This window comes from Pseudooceanicola atlanticus, from assembly GCF_000768315.1.
Lineage (GTDB): Bacteria > Pseudomonadota > Alphaproteobacteria > Rhodobacterales > Rhodobacteraceae > Pseudooceanicola > Pseudooceanicola atlanticus.
The window spans coordinates 1-12,915 of record NZ_AQQX01000021.1; the positions used below are offsets into that span (position 1 = coordinate 1).

General features: G+C 59.9%; 12 protein-coding genes. 10 read left to right on the forward strand and 2 right to left on the reverse strand.

Annotation, left to right across the window (positions count from 1 at the left end; translation table 11 throughout):
- Positions 1 to 48 precede the first annotated feature (48 nt).
- The 7 genes from ATO9_RS21520 (at position 49) to ATO9_RS24640 (ending at position 8,064) form a co-directional block, all read left to right on the forward strand.
- The gene (locus tag ATO9_RS21520) at positions 49 to 930 is read left to right on the forward strand and encodes a recombinase family protein (RefSeq protein ID WP_043754414.1); all 882 of its coding nucleotides are present in this window, start codon (positions 49 to 51) and stop codon (positions 928 to 930) included.
- A 134-nt stretch (positions 931 to 1,064) separates the two neighbouring features.
- Positions 1,065 to 2,258: a plasmid partitioning protein RepA gene (gene repA, locus ATO9_RS21525; RefSeq protein ID WP_043754416.1), complete on the forward strand. Its 1,194-nt coding sequence runs from the start codon at positions 1,065 to 1,067 to the stop codon at positions 2,256 to 2,258.
- Entirely contained in the window at positions 2,242 to 3,171 is a 930-nt protein-coding gene (repB, locus tag ATO9_RS24040) for a plasmid partitioning protein RepB (RefSeq protein ID WP_081979708.1), read from the forward strand. Before repA ends, repB begins: the two co-directional genes overlap by 17 nt.
- 214 nt (positions 3,172 to 3,385) lie before the next feature.
- Positions 3,386 to 4,597, forward strand: a complete 1,212-nt coding sequence (gene repC, locus ATO9_RS21535; RefSeq protein ID WP_043754424.1) for a plasmid replication protein RepC — start codon at positions 3,386 to 3,388, stop codon at positions 4,595 to 4,597.
- Between the two features lie 180 nt (positions 4,598 to 4,777).
- The gene (locus ATO9_RS21540) at positions 4,778 to 6,940 is read left to right on the forward strand and encodes a ParB/RepB/Spo0J family partition protein (RefSeq protein WP_043754428.1); all 2,163 of its coding nucleotides are present in this window, start codon (positions 4,778 to 4,780) and stop codon (positions 6,938 to 6,940) included.
- Between the two features lie 99 nt (positions 6,941 to 7,039).
- Positions 7,040 to 7,513: a hypothetical protein gene (locus ATO9_RS21545; protein WP_043754431.1), complete on the forward strand. Its 474-nt coding sequence runs from the start codon at positions 7,040 to 7,042 to the stop codon at positions 7,511 to 7,513.
- A gap of 386 nt (positions 7,514 to 7,899) precedes the next feature.
- The gene (locus tag ATO9_RS24640; RefSeq protein WP_009574204.1) at positions 7,900 to 8,064 is read left to right on the forward strand and encodes a hypothetical protein; all 165 of its coding nucleotides are present in this window, start codon (positions 7,900 to 7,902) and stop codon (positions 8,062 to 8,064) included.
- Between the two features lie 300 nt (positions 8,065 to 8,364).
- Here the strand turns inward: ATO9_RS24640 and ATO9_RS21550 are convergent, their stop codons facing one another.
- Positions 8,365 to 9,243: a hypothetical protein gene (locus ATO9_RS21550; protein WP_043754434.1), complete on the reverse strand. Its 879-nt coding sequence runs from the start codon at positions 9,241 to 9,243 to the stop codon at positions 8,365 to 8,367.
- Between the two features lie 447 nt (positions 9,244 to 9,690).
- Here ATO9_RS21550 and ATO9_RS21555 point away from each other — a divergent pair, with 447 nt between their 5' ends.
- The 3 genes from ATO9_RS21555 to ATO9_RS21565 are packed head-to-tail and all read left to right on the forward strand — an operon-like array spanning position 9,691 to position 12,636.
- The gene (locus tag ATO9_RS21555; protein ID WP_043754438.1) at positions 9,691 to 10,932 is read left to right on the forward strand and encodes a nucleotidyltransferase domain-containing protein; all 1,242 of its coding nucleotides are present in this window, start codon (positions 9,691 to 9,693) and stop codon (positions 10,930 to 10,932) included.
- Between the two features lie 47 nt (positions 10,933 to 10,979).
- The gene (locus ATO9_RS21560; protein ID WP_473094076.1) at positions 10,980 to 11,429 is read left to right on the forward strand and encodes a type II CBASS E2 protein; all 450 of its coding nucleotides are present in this window, start codon (positions 10,980 to 10,982) and stop codon (positions 11,427 to 11,429) included.
- Positions 11,413 to 12,636: an HNH endonuclease gene (locus ATO9_RS21565; protein WP_156127937.1), complete on the forward strand. Its 1,224-nt coding sequence runs from the start codon at positions 11,413 to 11,415 to the stop codon at positions 12,634 to 12,636. The genes ATO9_RS21560 and ATO9_RS21565 overlap by 17 nt, the downstream gene beginning before the upstream one ends.
- Before the next feature lie 83 nt (positions 12,637 to 12,719).
- On the opposite strand, the gene ATO9_RS21570 is transcribed toward ATO9_RS21565, so the two are convergent.
- Positions 12,720 to 12,890 (reverse strand): hypothetical protein, encoded by a 171-nt coding sequence (locus tag ATO9_RS21570; RefSeq protein ID WP_238318841.1) that lies wholly within the window; start codon positions 12,888 to 12,890, stop codon positions 12,720 to 12,722.
- Between the last annotated feature and the right edge of the window lie 25 nt (positions 12,891 to 12,915).

The window sequence follows — 12,915 nt, forward strand, 5'->3', positions numbered from 1 at the left end:
AAACGGTCGTTTAGTAGCGATATCTCAAATTGCAAACGGCCCGTTTTCATGCCCCTGATAGGCTATGCGCGCGTATCCACAGAGGATCAGACCCCCCTGCCCCAGTCCGAGGCGCTGCTATTGGCGTGCTGTGCCGAGATCTTTGAAGAGCACGCTTCTGGCGGCAATCGTGCGCGGCCAGTGCTCGCGCGAGTTCTTGAGCGCATCAGCAAGGGCGACACGCTGGTTGTCGTCCGGATCGACCGGCTGGCGCGTTCGCTGTCGCACCTGCTGGAGGTTATCGAGCGCCTGGAGGCCAAGGGGGCTTTCTTTCGCTCACTTCGGGATCCGATCGACACCGCCTCGCCTCAGGGCAAGTTCACGCTTCAAGTCCTGGGCGCCGCGGCCGAGTTCGAGCGTGCCCTGATCCGCGAACGGACCAAGGCGGGTCTTGCCTCTGCGCGCGCCAAAGGTCGCATTGGTGGCAATCCCGGGCTTCGCACCAAGGACCCCGCCGCACTTCGAAAGGTACGGCTAGCGCGACAGGATGGCTACATGGAGCGCCTCAACGAGACAGCGCAGGATTGGGTGCCCCATGTTCGCCGCCTGCGCCCCGATATGGCTTGGGAAGACGTGCTGCGTATCATCAATGCTCCCCTGCCCCACGACCGCCACTGGACCCAAAGCCGTTTGCTCCGCGCCGTGAAGGCATACGTGGGGGACGGTTTCCTGCCCGCTGAAGTGCTTGGACGCGCTGGACGTCGCGAAACTGACGATCGCCTGCCTGCGATTGTCGCTGCAATCAAGGGTGCTGACCCCGAGATCACCTTGCAGGCAATCTGTGACCGACTGGAATCCATGCGTGAGCGCACCCCTCGCGGTCGCACCAGCTGGCAGCCTTCTTCAGTCAGAATGTTGCTGGAGCGCGCTGAAAAACTGGGGCTTCTCTGAAGGCGGCACTTGTGTTGGCCTAACGGATTGCCACTAAATCTAGAAAGTGCTTGCACGAATCTGGTTGGTCGGGCAATAGTCTCGAAAAATAACGCGCGGTCACATAAAAAACGCGCCCACGGATCGGGGCAGACATGAGCGAAGTAGAGCAGGATCTAGACATCGCCATCGGGCACTACGCGGAACTTCTCGCGTCGAACCTGCATGCGCAGCGCGCTGCCCACTTTCCGCCGGATGCAAAGAAAGTGATGCGCACTTTGACCAGCGGCGAAGCTGCTGAGCTTCTTGGCGTCGACCATACCTATCTTCGGAAGCTTCATCGAGAAGGAAAGATCGTTGACGTCGAGACGACGGCTGGAAGTCATCGCCGCTATACGCTCGATGATATCTGGGAAATCCGTCAGACGCTTGAAGGAAATGCAAAGAAGTCTGGAACTTACGTGCCTGGACGTCGCGACGGTGACGAGCTTCAAGTCGTTTCAGTGGTGAACTTTAAGGGCGGGTCCGGCAAAACGACGACGTCTGCTCACCTCGCTCAGCGCTTGGCACTCAAGGGGTACAGGGTTCTTGCGATCGATCTCGACCCCCAAGCATCTCTTTCGGCTCTTCACGGAATCCAGCCAGAACTCGACCTTATGGAGGGCGGAACCCTCTATGATGCCGTTCGCTATGACGATCCGGTTCCGATCGCCGAAGTGATCCGCAAGACCTACATCCGCGGCCTTGATCTTATCCCGGGCAACCTTGAACTCATGGAGTTCGAGCACGAGACGCCTGCTGCTATCCAGCGAGGCGGAGCGAAAGCGTTCTTCGCGAGAGTTCATGACGCACTCGATAGTGTTGAAGCGAACTACGACGTTGTTGTTATCGACTGCCCGCCGCAGCTTGGTTTCTTGACGATGTCAGCACTTTCCGCGTCCTCGGGTGTCCTCGTGACGGTTCACCCGCAGATGCTTGACCTCATGTCGATGTCCCAATTCCTGCGAATGACCGCGGATCTCCTGGGAGTGATCAGGGATGCAGGCGCAAATCTGCGCTTCGATTGGCTGCGCTTTTTGCCAACGCGATACAAAGTCGGCGACGCGCCACAAACCGAAGTCATCGCTTTCATTCGCGGACTGTTCGGGAGGTCGGTTCTGACCAATCACATGGTTGAATCGACCGCAATTTCTGATGCCGGCTTGACCAAGCAAACGCTCTACGAAGCTGACAAGAAGGACTTCACGCGTCAGACGTTTGATCGTGCGATCGAATCCATGAACGCAGTGAACGATGAGATCGCTGAAATCATCCAGAACACATGGGGGCGGAATGGCAAGAAAGCCTAAACTTGGCCTGCCGCTGCAGACCCTTCGCAACGCTCCTGACGCTCTTGAAGGGCGCCGACTGCGTGGCGGTGTTTTTGAGATCGATCCGGTGCAGATTGTTACCGAAGGACGGTTGGATGACAGGCTTCAGATTGAAGTTGAGGGCCTGAAGAACTCTATCTCCAAGAACGGCCAGCGTGTGCCTATATTGGTCCGCCCACTGGAAGGCGATCGCTACAACCTGATCTATGGCCGCAGACGCCTAGAAGCATGTCGCGAACTCGGTATCAAAGTTCGAGCCATCGTCACGGAAGTTGAGGGTGATCAAGCGCTTCGAGATCAGCTTCTCGAGAACCAAGAGCGTCGTGACCTGAGCTTTATTGAACGTGCGCTTGTTGCAACGGCGCTTCTGGAAGGAGACCATTTGGAAGGGGCTGAGCGCACCAATCGAGGTGTCGCCGAAGTCCTTAACCTCCACGAAGCTGGGGTTTCACAACTCTTGAGTGTCGTTCGGACAGTCGGCGAGGAACTCATCCAGGCAATTGGTGCAGCTCCTGGGATTGGTCGCCCAAGATGGGAAGAACTCAAAAAGGCCTTGGGTGCCTACGACGGTGATCGAGACCAACTGCAAGCCGCAGCTCATGCAGCTAAGTCCGAAAGTTCCGGCTCGGTCGATGAGGTTTCTGATCGTGCGTTTCTCGCAGTTCTGGAAGCTGCGAAGAGCGCGGAGAGGAAAGCAGGTCCGCCTCGCAAGGGCGCGCCTGCTTTGGCGATCCCCGGTGTCGGAGCTGCGACAGTCAAGACCGGTCGCCAAGGCAAGCAGCTAAAACTCGATCTGACTACGGATGAACCTGAATTTGTCAGCTGGTTGGAGGGCAATGCCTCAAAGCTGATTACCGAGCTTCATGAGCGCTGGAAGCGTTCAGGAGACTGAGGAAGAGCAACCAACAAGAAGGAGGCACGATACAGGCAAAAAAGAAAAAGGCCCCGAGAAGCTAGCTTCACGAGACCTTTGTAAGGTTTCGCACCGGGATCAGCCCGCTACAAAATCTCAGTTTTCGCACTTCTGAATGTAGCGTTCTGGCCCCTACCCCGCAAGCGCAAAGCGATTCGCGGGCCGTAGAAATTTTGCCTTCGTGAACGTTTTCATGGAGTACACACCGATTTCGCCGTTTATGCGGCCGATCTCGCACGCCCATCTGCGCGTGATCGAGCGACCCGAGGCATCAGTTCCGGGTAGACCCGTCAACAAGTGGGAACTCCTGCGCGAGCTCTCGAAGGCGCAAGCGGCATTTGGCGTGTCAGAACGTGATTTGACTGTTTTGCAGGGGCTCCTCAGCTTCTTTCCAGACGATGCACTTGGCGGGAACACCGAAATGGTAGTCTTCCCCTCGAACAAGGCGATCTGTGAGCGCCTGAATGGTATGCCCTGCTCCACGATGCGTCGTCACCTCGCGCGTCTTGTCGAGGCTGGTTTGCTCCAGCGGCGTGATAGCCCCAATGGAAAGCGCTACGTCCGCAAGCACGGCGAAGAGCGCGTCGCCTTTGGCTTCGATCTTTCCCCACTCTACTGCCAGTCCGAGGAAATAGCGCGGGCTGCAGAGGCCGTACGTGAGGCTGAGGAGCGCGTCAGGCGTCTGAGAGAGGTCGTAAGCCTTATGCGGCGTGATCTCGCGGCCCTCGCGGAGTTCGGAGACGAGATGCAGCCAGGCCTTGGCATCTGGGATCAGCTTCGTGACACTGCCGCTCTCACAGCGCGCGCGCTTCGCCGCAAGCTTTCAATTGAGGACCTCACGGCCTATCGAGCCGATCTTGAAGCTCTCCTCGACCAGGCACGGAACATCATTGACGGCCCTAAAACAGAAGAAATGAACACCAATGATGCCCGATCTGAGCGTCACCATCATAATTCAAATAAAGAATCTATAGATCTTGAACCTGCTTTAGAAGAAAGCGGGGCGGCGGCCGACGTGCCAGATGTGAACACGGATGAGCCTGTTGCTGACGTCGATGAACGGGAGACAAGACTCCTGCCAAAGATCCCGCTGCACCTAGTGATCGCGGCATGTCCCTCGCTCAACACCTTCTACCAGGGCGAAATCCGGCATTGGCATCAGCTTTTTGACGCGGCATGCCATGTGCGGCCAGCTATGGGGATCAGTGCGTCTGCATGGGAAGAAGCTCAGCGGTTCATGGGCCCGGAGCAGGCGTCGATCGTCGTTGCCGCCATGCTGGAACGCTTTGAAGACATCAGATCGCCTGGTGGATACTTGCGAGCTCTAACTGCCAAAGCTGCGGCCGGTGAGTTTTCCTGTGGGCCGATGGTCATGGCATTGATTGGGCGACGATCTGCAGCTTAACAGCTGTTAAGGTTGAGAGACTGCGTACCGTTCCGCCACCTCGGAACTGACGACTTAACAGCTGTTAAGGTCCTGTCTCGGGAGCGTCAGAATAAGAGAGGGAGAGGTTTGTTGGTTTGAGGGGTGACGGGAAGTGAGATCGGGAGAGTGGCTTCCGGCGCCCGTCGTGGAGAAGATCTGATGGCGAAATCTGCCCAGAAAGTCACCCTGTCCCCGTCCCGGGACATTCCCTTCGACAAGCTCGTGCTGAGCCAGTCCAACGTCCGGCGCATCAAGGCCGGCATCTCGGTCGAGGAACTTGCCGAAGACATCGCTCGCCGCGGGTTGCTGCAAAGCCTGAGCGTCCGGCCCGTTCTGGCTGATGATGGGTCCGAGACCGGTAAGTTCGAAATCCCCGCGGGCGGCCGGCGCTTCCAAGCCCTGTCTCTCCTGGTGAAGCAGAAACGTCTGGCCAAGACGACGCCCATTCCCTGCATCGTGCGAGATGCCAATTCCACCATCCTCGCCGAAGACGACTCGCTCGCTGAGAACATGCAGCGCGCCGCCCTGCATCCGCTCGATCAGTTCCGCGCCTTCGTGGCGCTGCGCGAGAAGGGTCAAGGCGATGAAGAGATCGCAGCTGCCTTCTTCGTCACCCCACAGGTGGTCAAGCAGCGCCTGAAGCTCGCCGCCGTGGCCCCTGCCCTACTCGAGATCTATGCCGAGGACGAGATGACGCTGGAGCAGCTGATGGCCTTCACGGTCAATCCGGATCATGAGCGTCAGGTTCAGGTCTGGGATGCTATCAAGTCGTCCTGGAACAAGGAGCCTTATCAGATCCGGCGCATGCTGACCGAAACCTCGGTGCGGGCATCCGACCGTCGTGCCGCCTTTGTCGGCGTCGAGGCTTATGAGGATGCTGGCGGTACCATGTTGCATGACCTCTTCCAGGGCGATGACGGCGGCTGGCTGGAAGACCCGGCCCTGCTTGATCGTCTGGTCAGCGAGAAGCTTCAGGCTGAAGCCGAAGCCATCGCGACCGAAGGTTGGAAATGGATCGAGGTCTCGCTCGATCTGCCCTATGGCTACAGCCACGGCTTGCGCCGACTCAATGGCGACCCGGCGCCGATGACGGATGACGAAGGCGCGGCGCATGCCAAGCTGCTTGCCGAGTACCGAGCGATCGAAGAGGAATACGAGGGTCAGGATGAGTTCCCCGAAGAGATCGACGCGCGTCTTGGCGCGTTGGAAGTCGCGATGGAGAAGCTCGAGGCTCGGCCGCTGATCTTCGACGTGGAGGAGATCGCGCGGGCAGGGGCTTTCGTGACGCTTGACCGCTATGGCGAGCTTGTCGTTTATCGGGGCTTCGTACGGCCCGAGGATGAGGCACGAGCAGATGTCCACAGCGGTGAACAGGCGGCAGACGGGCAGGGCGCTGAGCTTTCAGCTACGAGCAGCGCGGATGGTGTCGGCCACAGCACGGTGATCACCTCTGCCGGTCAGGCGCTTGCCACCATCGTGCTCGAAAACGAGGATGATGGTGCGTTGAAGCCCTTGCCCGAGCGGCTGGTCATGGAGCTGACGGCGCACCGGACACTGGCGCTGCGCGAAGCTGTTGGGCGCTCCCCTGACGTCGCGTTGACGCTGCTGCTCCTGAAGCTCGTCAATGACACCTTCCGGACCTCCAGTTCGGCCGGCAGCTGTCTCGAGGCTTCGGTCCGTCACGTCTACATGTCGGCGCAGGCGAGCGATCTGAAGGACAGCGTGGTGGCCAAGCTGGTGGACGAGCGCCACGCGGAATGGGAGGCCGACTTGCCGCTTGGCGACGATGCCGTTCTTTGGGACTACTTGGCTTCCCTCGATCAGGCGAGCCGGCTGTCCCTGCTCGCGCATTGCCTCAGCTTCGGGATCAACGCGCTCCATGAGAAGGTGAACCCCTATGGTGCCGGGATCTCGTCCAGCGGTTTGACCAAGCGGATGACCCAGTCCGACTTGGTCGCACAGGCGGTCGAACTCGACATGGTTGAGGCGGGCTGGAAGCCGACGGCCGAGACCTACCTGAACCGCGTGCCCAAGGTGCGGATCCTCGATGCCGTGCGCGAGGCGAAAGGGGAGGGGACGGCGCAACTCCTCGATCACCTGAAGAAGGGTGAGATGGCGACCGAAGCCGAGCGTCTGCTGAAAGGCACCGGCTGGTTGCCGGAGGTTCTTCGCCGTCACGATCCGGCGGTATTGGACGGTGCAGAAGGGCAGGGGGCGTCTGAACCCGTTTCCGACACCGACCAGACCGAGGATGTCGACCTTCCCGCCTTCCTCACCGCTGACCTGCCGGGTGATGATGGGTCGATGATGGCTGCGGAGTGATCTGAGTCATCCGGGGGCGGGAAAACCCGCCCTCAATCTTATAAATCTCAACAATATCAACAAGATGAATGCAAAATCACGCATTCAGGATGAGGAATCATGTCTGCAACGACCATTCTCGACACCGCGCCCCTGGGGGCGCTCATTCGCTACACTGACAATAGTCCGAAACCGCCCGCGCGGTTCACGAAAAAGCTCGCGGCCTGGGAGCGCTCGAACGGCGTCGGCCGACTCGTCAAGAAGGAGCCGCCGCGACCCTATCCGACCTGGACGGCGCCGGCTTCGTTCACGCTGCACGAGGGGAATTTCTCTTCGGACGGGGTCATTCTCGTCACGATCATGCGCACCCACTCGGCGGATAGCGCCTTGACCTTCGAGGTGGCTGAGGAGCCGAAGCCCGGAGAGGTGCGCGTCCTGCTGGATTTCGGCGGTAGCACGGAGCTGCTCCATCTGGCCGAGTCTGTCACGGCTGCCGAACTCTGGATCGCCAGAGAAGGCTATCGCAACGCGCGGCTGGAGATTGTCGGCAGCGAGGACGGCGACAGGGCAGGGAACGCAGAACTCGCCGCCTGAGCCTGTAAAATCCAAGGGGCCCGCCCAAGCGCGGGCCTCTCACCCATCACGACCCTGTCCTGTGAGATCGCGGGGCACCATAGGATTCAATCCATCACGGAAAGAGATCTTCTACCAAATGTCTGCCCGGGAGGCTGGCAGCGATAGCATCAGCGGAACACCAGGCTCCAGTCAGCGGTCGCACCATCCCCCGCTCGCCATTCCCTTCCTTGCCCCGAATCCTGTCTTCGAGATCAACCCGCGAGGGGTCGGGCTACGGGCGAACCCGTGCCGCCGGGTGGATTCGGACGAGCCGAACGCACCCGGTGATGTCAGTCAGTCTTCGGGCCTGCGGGGTCCTGTCGCGCGGAGGATGGTCCTCCGCCTCTAAGACAGGAGCCAAACAGATGTCCCGCAAAGATGCTCACGCCTTCGCAGCCTCCCTCGCCGCCACGCTCATGGTCTCAATCGTCGTCTTCCAGGCAGGTGATGGAACCTATGGCGCCGTCCCCGCCGATGAAATCGACGGAGACGAGGTCGTGATCGTCTCGGAATACGATCCCTTCGGGTGAGGCTTCGGCCTCACTTCCCGAGGGCCCAGGCAAGGCGCAGGTGCGCCACTGGGCCTGTCGCCGGTCCTGCGATCAGCATTGCCGTTCCAACGAGCGCCGAGCTGTGGCCAAGCGCATTCAGTATGATCCGACGACCGTTCGTTGAGGATAGTGCCGAAGCTCGTCAGTGGGACCGGAGAGTACGTTCCGGTCGCGGCTTGAGAAATGCCGCCTCCGTCCTGACTTGCCACCAATACTTGGTTGGGCGACCTCCACTTGATCCGAGCTCATGGCAGGCGATCTCTCGGCCTCCAACAAGCTTTACCCTGCGCGGACCATCTCGGGACCTCCCGGCCACCGCTTCAGGTCGGAAATCCATCGTCCTGTCGCGAGACACTCGGGAAACCACTCTACCAGTCGGGGTAGCGAGACCACCCGATGTTCCCTCAGAATTTCGAAACCCCGGGACATGACCGTGTCAACCGGCCCGCGGAAGGAGCCCTCGTCGAAATACCACTCCTGCTTGACGAATTTCACGTCGCGATCCGGATCGTCCCGCACGGGGGCTCGCCCCTCCTGGACTCTCCAGAGCGGGCAGTAGTCGCGCGAGAAAAGAACCTTCGTGCCATCCGCCTCGGTCCAGAATCCGTATGGCATCCAGAAGCGGAGCGGCACGAAGAGGCGCCCGGCGCGATGCGTAGGGGCTTCCCGGGAGACGCAGGTCATGATGCTATGATCGATCATGACGCGCGTGAGCCCCTCCGGCCCCTCGCCGCGCTCGACAAGCAAGGCGCGCGCATTGTCATAGCCGGGGGCCTTCACACGACACGGAGCTCCAATGTCATGCCGCCGGCGATCCGGATAGTCTGTGGCGAACAGTGCTTCCCGAACGCTGAGCGTGATTTCAGGGTCCGGACTGCCGCCGAAAAACCTGGTTCGGGTCAGTGCATCGAGGATGTCACCAATCCGAAGGCTGCTGGTCCGGTGAAGCCGAGAAACAATGTTGGCCTGGGTGACGACAGACGCCTGTGTCAGATGAGGAGTCTTCGCTTGGAGAGCTTGTAGGTGATGCAGATCGCGATGGCCGCTTGCCTGGGCAAGAGCGGTCTGGCACGCGTTCAGCGAGCTTGCGCCCGGCAGTTTCGAGAGAGCCTGCGCTGCACGCTTGAACGCGTGCTGGTCGGGAGAATGAATAGACAAGGTGATGATCCTTCAACAGATGCCGTATTGGGTGCCCACTGTGCCGACGGCGATGCGTCGAAGAGATTGGATGAAGAGAGCAAGGTCTTTCGTCCTGCGGTGCGCACGCATGCTTCTCCACTGTGGGCGGAACGGATCACCAGAGCCGTGCCACTGATATGGGCGTATCGCCTTCTCAAGACAAGGCATCCCCTGCATCTTTCGGACTCCGCATTTTCGCGGCAGGTTGGCAGCCGCCAATCATCATGCTTCCTCGTTCCTGAAACACCGGCAGGCCCCTCGCCCTGTCGTACGAAATCCCGCAACTAACAAGTTTGGGGTAAACCAAGAACAAAATACACCCTGTAGTGTTGAAATGAATCCGAGTATGGCATATATTGTGCTGACTGGCGCGGAAGGTTGAAGGGAGGCAATCGGACGGGCACCACACCGGAGGAGGCCTTTTCGATGCCGCTCGACGATACCGCACCGCAACTCGATGCTCTACTGCTCGGAACCGTTCTCGAAATGGAATTGAGCCCGCGAGACAACCAGGTCGCATCGAAACGATACAACCTGATCCCGGAACATCTCCAGCGGTCGAACAGTCCGATCCGCCGTTACATGGAGACAGCCCTCGTCTATCCTCAGGGCTCCCGCGCCATCGGCGCCACCATCGTTCATGGCGCTGACGACGACAGGTTCGACCTCGACGCCATCCTCGAATTCCGCACCCCGGCCGGATGGTCGCCGCGGCGAGTGCTCGATGAGCTGCACGCCGCCTTCGAGGGCTTTCCCGACGTGAAGAAGATCGAGCGATGCACGCGCTGTATCCAGCTACAGTTCGCATTCATGCACCTGGACGTCACGCCGATGGATCCGGACTGTGATCCTCGGGTCGAACGCGTCGGTGAGATCTATCACAGCCCCGATGAAGGACGAGATGAGCGATTCCGCGTGAACCCCTACGGCTTTGGTCAGGACTTCAGGGCACGTATCACGATGCCGAGCCGGAGCTTCCAGGATCATGTCCGCGATGTGCGCTCGAAGCTGCAGATGAAGGATCGTCTGGTGCCCGGCAACATCATGGCCGATGCGGACATAGACGCGCTCCCCGAGCCCATCGATCCGATCCGGGATGCGCCGCAGGTCATCGCCCTCAAGCTCATGAAGCGATACCTCAACCTGCGCTATGCCAACCGGGACGAGAGGCGTCCTGTGTCCGTGTACCTTTCCAAGATCGCCGCCGAAGTCCCTCTCTCCCCCTTCGGGATTTGCGCGCAGCTTGAGAGTTACGCCGCAGAGCTCGACAAGCGCATGGCGGCCGCGCTGGAAACCGGTCGCCGTCCCGAGGAGCGCAATCCCGCGCTGTGGGAGGAGAACTTCAATGACCGGTGGCCGAAGCACGATCGGGAGATGAAGCTCTTCCGGATGGATCTGCGTCATCTCGTGTCGGAACTGGCTCGCGCCCGGTCCTCCAGCTTGACCGAGACGCGCAAGATTTTCGACGGCCTGTTCGGCGAACGGGTCAGCGAGAAGGCGGTTCGGGCCTATATCGACGGCCTTTCCTCGACCGCCGGCGTTGCACATTACGAGCACAACAAGGGGTTCGTGGCCAATCCTGCCCTCATCGCGGCCGCACCGAAAAAGGCTACCCAGGTCTCGAAGGCCCCTGCCCACCACTTCCATCCTGGCTTCCGCGACAAATGAAGACTAAGCCCGGGAAGCCGCGCTCCGCTCAGGTCCAGCTCAACCGCATGCGGCACCGCTGGCCTGACCTCCGGCCGCGGATGCTGGAAGAAGGTCGGGTCATCGCGTGGATCGGACCTCTCCGGGGCTTCCAGATGAAATATGAGGTCGCCGTCATCTGGGAATGGCAAAACCCGAAAGCGGTTCCCCTGGTCCATGTTCTGGACCCGCCAATAGAACCCCGGCCGGGGACCGATTTCATCGATCTGCCGCACCTGAACTACGATCATCAGACTCCGGAAGACTCGGCGCTCTGCCTGTTCGATCCCGATGCCAGGGAATGGGACAGCACGATGCTTATCGCCGACAGGATCGTCCCATGGGCATCCGAGTGGCTACATTTTTATGAAATCTGGCATCTCGACGGCGTCTGGCGCGGCTCGAACGCGCCTGGTCCGATCTCCGTGGGCGAGATCCTCAGGCAGCGGCAGGAGGTTCCGGATGGCACGAGGGCGTAGTCCATCGCAAAAGACAAGAATTCTCGTCTGGGGTCGCGCCGCCGGCCGATGCCAGTATCACGGCTGTGGCAAACGCCTCGATGGCGACCTCGTGACGGGCGATCTGGCTAAGAACCATGCCTACCTAGCTCATATCATCGCCTCTGACCCGGGCGGCGAACGTGGCCACCCGGTCCTGTCGCACCAGCTGGCGGACGATCCTGACAACCTGATGCTGATGTGCGATCCGCACCACCGCGAGATCGACGATCCCGCCAAGATCGACCGCTACACCGTGGACGTCTTGCAGGAGATGAAGCGTGCCAACGAGGAGCGGATCGAGCGGCTCCTCGAGAACCCGAATGCAACGCCCGCACATATCCTTCGGATTGCTGCGGCGATCGGCGACAACGAGACAGCCGTTCCGCTCCGGGACTGTATCGAGGCAATGAGGCCGGAGTTCACCCCGGCGGATCGGCGTCCCATCGACATCAAGATCCGCGACATTGCGCAGAAGGACAGCGATTCCGACTACTACCCCGTCGTCATCGACGCACTTCGCAAGAAGATCGAGCGGGAAATCGACGGAAGATTCGCGGACGGTGATCTCGAGCATCTCGCGGTGTTCGGTTTCGCGCCCATGCCCGTCCTTATGGAGCTTGGTCGACTGCTTTCAGACTTGTCGGCCGTTTCAGTCTACGGCAGGCACAGGGAGCCAACGCCGGGCTGGGCCTGGCCGAACGATCGTGAACCTCTCGAGTTTACCTGCGTCCCTGGGGCTCCCGGTCCGAAGAAAGTAGCGCTGAAACTCTCAGTGACCGCCGGGATTGCAGATGATCGTGTGATTCAAGCGCTGCCTGACGAACCTGTTTCACTCTGGGAGATCCGGAGCAGCAGGCTGGGCGCGTCTGAGCTTCGCAACAAGGATGATCTATCTCGCTTTCGAGAGCTCGTCGGAAAGACGTTCGACTCGATCAAGGATCAGCACGGGATCGACGTAGACTTGTTTGTCTTTCCTGCCGCTCCCGCAGCCTGTGCTATCGAGTTCGGAAGAACCTGGCAGCAGAAGGTTCATCCTCCATTCCTCATCTATGACCAGATACCGGAACGGGGATTTCTACTTCGACACGCCATTGGTCGGCCAATGTCAAATTACCAAGACGCTTTTGCCCGAAGTTTTTTGAATTCTCGAGGTAAAATCCCCTCAGACATCGACCTGCAGGAGTAACGACCCTGCTCATTTGTCGCCATGGCTCAGCCCACGGCGGTTCAATCCGCTGTCGGTGCAGTGTCTGTCAATTCCGTATAGGCTTAGTTCCTCATCTGTCCGGAGCCAGACACGTACTTGATAGTTGTCTCAGTACCCACGAATTCGGCCAGGGAGTAGCCGAGGTCTCGGGCGAGCGCTTCCACCTTGGCGCGGGCTTCCACCTTGTGCCGATCCTCGAATGTGGCAACCGCCTTGGCGACGTCCTTCTGCATTATCTTCAGCTCGCTGAGCGACAAT